This window comes from Ralstonia mojiangensis, from assembly GCF_023955645.1.
Classification (GTDB): Bacteria; Pseudomonadota; Gammaproteobacteria; order Burkholderiales; family Burkholderiaceae; genus Ralstonia; species Ralstonia mojiangensis.
The window spans coordinates 1-5,544 of record NZ_JAMXHU010000009.1 but is presented as its reverse complement, the minus strand read 5'-3'; the positions used below and the strand labels follow the sequence as shown (position 1 = coordinate 5,544).

Below are 5,544 nucleotides of genomic sequence, written 5' to 3'. Positions count from 1 at the left end.
GTGGTTGGCGATTGGCTGGAAATTCAGGAGTAGTTGGCGGCGAGTTGATGATAAAAATTCTTCGACGAGTTGTTGACAGCGACGAAAAAGCTCTGCATAATCTCGTTTCTCTGCTGCAGACAACGCAGCGACGCGGTGAACAAAGTTGATCGCGAAGTTCTTTAACAAGCAAACAGCCGATAAGTGTGGGCGCTTAATACTGGGTGCGGCGGATTTCGATCCGCTAGCTAACAAGTAATGAAGTGCTCGCACAGAAGTAAGGTTTGAACGAAAGTTCAAGTCAGATTCTGAGAGTGAGCGACCGCTCGTAAAGAGCGAAAACAGCAGATTGAACTGAAGAGTTTGATCCTGGCTCAGATTGAACGCTGGCGGCATGCCTTACACATGCAAGTCGAACGGCAGCATGATCTAGCTTGCTAGATTGATGGCGAGTGGCGAACGGGTGAGTAATACATCGGAACGTGCCCTGTAGTGGGGGATAACTAGTCGAAAGATTAGCTAATACCGCATACGACCTGAGGGTGAAAGTGGGGGACCGCAAGGCCTCATGCTATAGGAGCGGCCGATGTCTGATTAGCTAGTTGGTGGGGTAAAGGCCCACCAAGGCGACGATCAGTAGCTGGTCTGAGAGGACGATCAGCCACACTGGGACTGAGACACGGCCCAGACTCCTACGGGAGGCAGCAGTGGGGAATTTTGGACAATGGGCGAAAGCCTGATCCAGCAATGCCGCGTGTGTGAAGAAGGCCTTCGGGTTGTAAAGCACTTTTGTCCGGAAAGAAATGGCTCTGGTTAATACCTGGGGTCGATGACGGTACCGGAAGAATAAGGACCGGCTAACTACGTGCCAGCAGCCGCGGTAATACGTAGGGTCCAAGCGTTAATCGGAATTACTGGGCGTAAAGCGTGCGCAGGCGGTTGTGCAAGACCGATGTGAAATCCCCGAGCTTAACTTGGGAATTGCATTGGTGACTGCACGGCTAGAGTGTGTCAGAGGGGGGTAGAATTCCACGTGTAGCAGTGAAATGCGTAGAGATGTGGAGGAATACCGATGGCGAAGGCAGCCCCCTGGGATAACACTGACGCTCATGCACGAAAGCGTGGGGAGCAAACAGGATTAGATACCCTGGTAGTCCACGCCCTAAACGATGTCAACTAGTTGTTGGGGATTCATTTCCTTAGTAACGTAGCTAACGCGTGAAGTTGACCGCCTGGGGAGTACGGTCGCAAGATTAAAACTCAAAGGAATTGACGGGGACCCGCACAAGCGGTGGATGATGTGGATTAATTCGATGCAACGCGAAAAACCTTACCTACCCTTGACATGCCACTAACGAAGCAGAGATGCATTAGGTGCTCGAAAGAGAAAGTGGACACAGGTGCTGCATGGCTGTCGTCAGCTCGTGTCGTGAGATGTTGGGTTAAGTCCCGCAACGAGCGCAACCCTTGTCTCTAGTTGCTACGAAAGGGCACTCTAGAGAGACTGCCGGTGACAAACCGGAGGAAGGTGGGGATGACGTCAAGTCCTCATGGCCCTTATGGGTAGGGCTTCACACGTCATACAATGGTGCATACAGAGGGTTGCCAAGCCGCGAGGTGGAGCTAATCCCAGAAAATGCATCGTAGTCCGGATCGTAGTCTGCAACTCGACTACGTGAAGCTGGAATCGCTAGTAATCGCGGATCAGCATGCCGCGGTGAATACGTTCCCGGGTCTTGTACACACCGCCCGTCACACCATGGGAGTGGGCTTTACCAGAAGTAGTTAGCCTAACCGCAAGGAGGGCGATTACCACGGTAGGGTTCATGACTGGGGTGAAGTCGTAACAAGGTAGCCGTATCGGAAGGTGCGGCTGGATCACCTCCTTTAAGAGCGTGCATCCGACGTTAGGCGTCCACACTTATCGGTTTGTTTGATGTTACAGCCAAGGGTCTGTAGCTCAGGTGGTTAGAGCACCGTCTTGATAAGGCGGGGGTCGTAGGTTCAAGTCCTACCAGACCCACCAAGTTACGGACGGTGGAAGTTGTTCTCTGCCGTGACTGGGGGATTAGCTCAGCTGGGAGAGCACCTGCTTTGCAAGCAGGGGGTCGTCGGTTCGATCCCGTCATCCTCCACCATTACTTTTTGGTTACCAAACGCAAGCATCGACGCTATGTCGATGGTGTTTGCGTTTGGCCTAGCCAAGACGAGCGTAAAAGTTCGGCTGTTCTTTAACAATATGGAATGTAGTAAAGGTGTCGCGGTGCGTTGATGAGACGCACACTAAAACGCGACACTGGGTTGTGATTGTATCAACCAGTATTACCAGAGCAATCGAAAGATTGTCTTGGAATACGGCACAACGCGAGAACTCAGCCTATAGCGAGACATACTCGTTATAGGGTCAAGCGAATAAGTGCATGTGGTGGATGCCTTGGCGATTACAGGCGATGAAGGACGTAGTAGCCTGCGAAAAGCTGCGGGGAGCTGGCAAACAAGCTTTGATCCGCAGATATCCGAATGGGGAAACCCGGCCCGAATGGGTCATCTGTTACTGAATACATAGGTAACAGAAGCGAACGCAGTGAACTGAAACATCTAAGTAGCTGCAGGAACAGAAATCAACCGAGATTCCCAAAGTAGTGGCGAGCGAAATGGGATCAGCCTTGTACTCTTTAGCAGTATTGTTAGCAAAGCGGAATGGAAAGTCCGGCCATAGTGGGTGATAGCCCCGTATGCGAAAACAGTATTGTGGAACTAGGTGTACGACAAGTAGGGCGGGACACGTGAAATCCTGTCTGAAGATGGGGGGACCATCCTCCAAGGCTAAATACTCGTAATCGACCGATAGTGAACCAGTACCGTGAGGGAAAGGCGAAAAGAACCCCGGGAGGGGAGTGAAATAGATCCTGAAACCGCATGCATACAAACAGTCGGAGCCTGGAAACGGGTGACGGCGTACCTTTTGTATAATGGGTCAGCGACTTACATTCAGTGGCAAGCTTAACCGATTAGGGAAGGCGTAGCGAAAGCGAGTCCGAATAGGGCGTTCAGTCGCTGGGTGTAGACCCGAAACCAAGTGATCTATCCATGGCCAGGTTGAAGGTGCGGTAACACGTACTGGAGGACCGAACCCACTAACGTTGAAAAGTTAGGGGATGAGCTGTGGATAGGGGTGAAAGGCTAAACAAACTTGGAAATAGCTGGTTCTCTCCGAAAACTATTTAGGTAGTGCCTCGTGTCTCACCTTCGGGGGTAGAGCACTGTCATGGTTGGGGGGTCTATTGCTGATTACCCCGCCATAGCAAACTCCGAATACCGAAGAGTGCAATCACGGGAGACAGACATCGGGTGCTAACGTCCGGTGTCAAGAGGGAAACAACCCAGACCGCCAGCTAAGGTCCCTAAATATTGCTAAGTGGGAAACGAAGTGGGAAGGCTAAAACAGTCAGGAGGTTGGCTTAGAAGCAGCCACCCTTTAAAGAAAGCGTAATAGCTCACTGATCGAGTCGTCCTGCGCGGAAGATGTAACGGGGCTAAGCAATATACCGAAGCTGCGGATGCACGTAAGTGCATGGTAGGAGAGCGTTCTGTAAGCCTGTGAAGGTGTCTTGTAAAGGATGCTGGAGGTATCAGAAGTGCGAATGCTGACATGAGTAGCGATAAAGGGGGTGAAAGGCCCCCTCGCCGTAAGCCCAAGGTTTCCTACGCAACGTTCATCGGCGTAGGGTGAGTCGGCCCCTAAGGCGAGGCAGAGATGCGTAGCTGATGGGAAGCAGGTTAATATTCCTGCACCGTCGTATGATGCGATGGGGGGACGGATCGCGGAAGGTTGTCCGGGTGTTGGATGTCCCGGTCCCTACATTGGAGATGGCACTTAGGCAAATCCGGGTGCGTGATTCAAGGGTGTGGGGCGAGCGACTTTAGGTCGCGAAGCAATTGGAAGTGGTTCCAAGAAAAGCCTCTAAGCTTCAGTCATACGAGACCGTACCGCAAACCGACACAGGTGGGCGAGATGAGTATTCTAAGGCGCTTGAGAGAACTCGGGAGAAGGAACTCGGCAAATTGGTACCGTAACTTCGGGATAAGGTACGCCCTTGTAGTTTGACTGGCTCGCGCCAGAAGGACGAAGGGGTTGCAATAAAATGGTGGCTGCGACTGTTTAATAAAAACACAGCACTCTGCAAACACGAAAGTGGACGTATAGGGTGTGACGCCTGCCCGGTGCCGGAAGATTAAATGATGGGGTGCAAGCTCTTGATTGAAGTCCCGGTAAACGGCGGCCGTAACTATAACGGTCCTAAGGTAGCGAAATTCCTTGTCGGGTAAGTTCCGACCTGCACGAATGGCGTAACGATGGCCACACTGTCTCCTCCCGAGACTCAGCGAAGTTGAAGTGTTTGTGATGATGCAATCTCCCCGCGGCTAGACGGAAAGACCCCATGAACCTTTACTGTAGCTTTGCATTGGACTTTGAACCGATCTGTGTAGGATAGGTGGGAGGCTTTGAAACCGGGACGCTAGTTTCGGTGGAGCCGACCTTGAAATACCACCCTGGTTTGTTTGAGGTTCTAACCTTGGCCCGTGAATCCGGGTCGGGGACAGTGCATGGTAGGCAGTTTGACTGGGGCGGTCTCCTCCCAAAGTGTAACGGAGGAGTTCGAAGGTACGCTTGGTACGGTCGGACATCGTACCTAAAGTGCAATGGCAAAAGCGTGCTTAACTGCGAGACCGACAAGTCGAGCAGGTGCGAAAGCAGGACATAGTGATCCGGTGGTTCTGTATGGAAGGGCCATCGCTCAACGGATAAAAGGTACTCTGGGGATAACAGGCTGATACCGCCCAAGAGTTCATATCGACGGCGGTGTTTGGCACCTCGATGTCGGCTCATCTCATCCTGGGGCTGTAGCCGGTCCCAAGGGTATGGCTGTTCGCCATTTAAAGAGGTACGTGAGCTGGGTTTAAAACGTCGTGAGACAGTTTGGTCCCTATCTGCCGTGGGCGTTGGAATCTTGACGGGGGCTGCTCCTAGTACGAGAGGACCGGAGTGGACGTACCGCTGGTGTACCTGTTGTCTCGCCAGAGGCATCGCAGGGTAGCTATGTACGGAAGAGATAACCGCTGAAAGCATCTAAGCGGGAAACTTGCCTGAAGATGAGGATTCCCTGGAGACTTGATCTCCCTGAAGGGTCGTTCGAGACCAGGACGTTGATAGGCTGGGTGTGGAAGCGCAGTAATGCGTTCAGCTAACCAGTACTAATTGCCCGTGCGGCTTGATCCTATAACCGGTATGTTTCCGGCTGGGTCCGCCTTGTGCCTGATACACACAAATCACAACCCCAAATCTACATTCCCATATTGGTCGCGTTGACCTCGTCAACGTGGCGACAAGTCATAGCCTGGTGACCATAGCGAGTCGGTACCACCCCTTCCCATCCCGAACAGGACCGTGAAACGACTCCGCGCCGATGATAGTGCGGATTCCCGTGTGAAAGTAGGTCATCGCCAGGCTCTCCCATCTACACCCCAGCTCTGCCTCAGAGCTGGGGTGTTTGCTTTGCGCGA

2 tRNA genes and 3 rRNA genes are annotated in these 5,544 nt (G+C 52.5%); all 5 read left to right on the top strand.

Annotation, left to right across the window (positions count from 1 at the left end):
* Positions 1 to 330: 330 nt before the first annotated feature.
* The 5 genes from NG898_RS26015 (at position 331) to rrf (ending at position 5,490) form a co-directional block, all read left to right on the top strand.
* A 16S ribosomal RNA gene (locus NG898_RS26015) occupies positions 331 to 1,868 on the top strand.
* A gap of 60 nt (positions 1,869 to 1,928) precedes the next feature.
* Positions 1,929 to 2,005, top strand: a tRNA-Ile gene (locus NG898_RS26010).
* A 36-nt stretch (positions 2,006 to 2,041) separates the two neighbouring features.
* A tRNA-Ala gene (locus tag NG898_RS26005) sits at positions 2,042 to 2,117 on the top strand.
* Between the two features lie 264 nt (positions 2,118 to 2,381).
* Positions 2,382 to 5,260: ribosomal RNA gene (locus NG898_RS26000) — 23S ribosomal RNA — on the top strand.
* A 117-nt stretch (positions 5,261 to 5,377) separates the two neighbouring features.
* Positions 5,378 to 5,490 (top strand): 5S ribosomal RNA (rrf, locus tag NG898_RS25995).
* Together the 16S, 23S and 5S rRNA genes with 2 tRNA genes alongside form the textbook arrangement of a ribosomal RNA operon.
* Positions 5,491 to 5,544 lie beyond the last annotated feature (54 nt).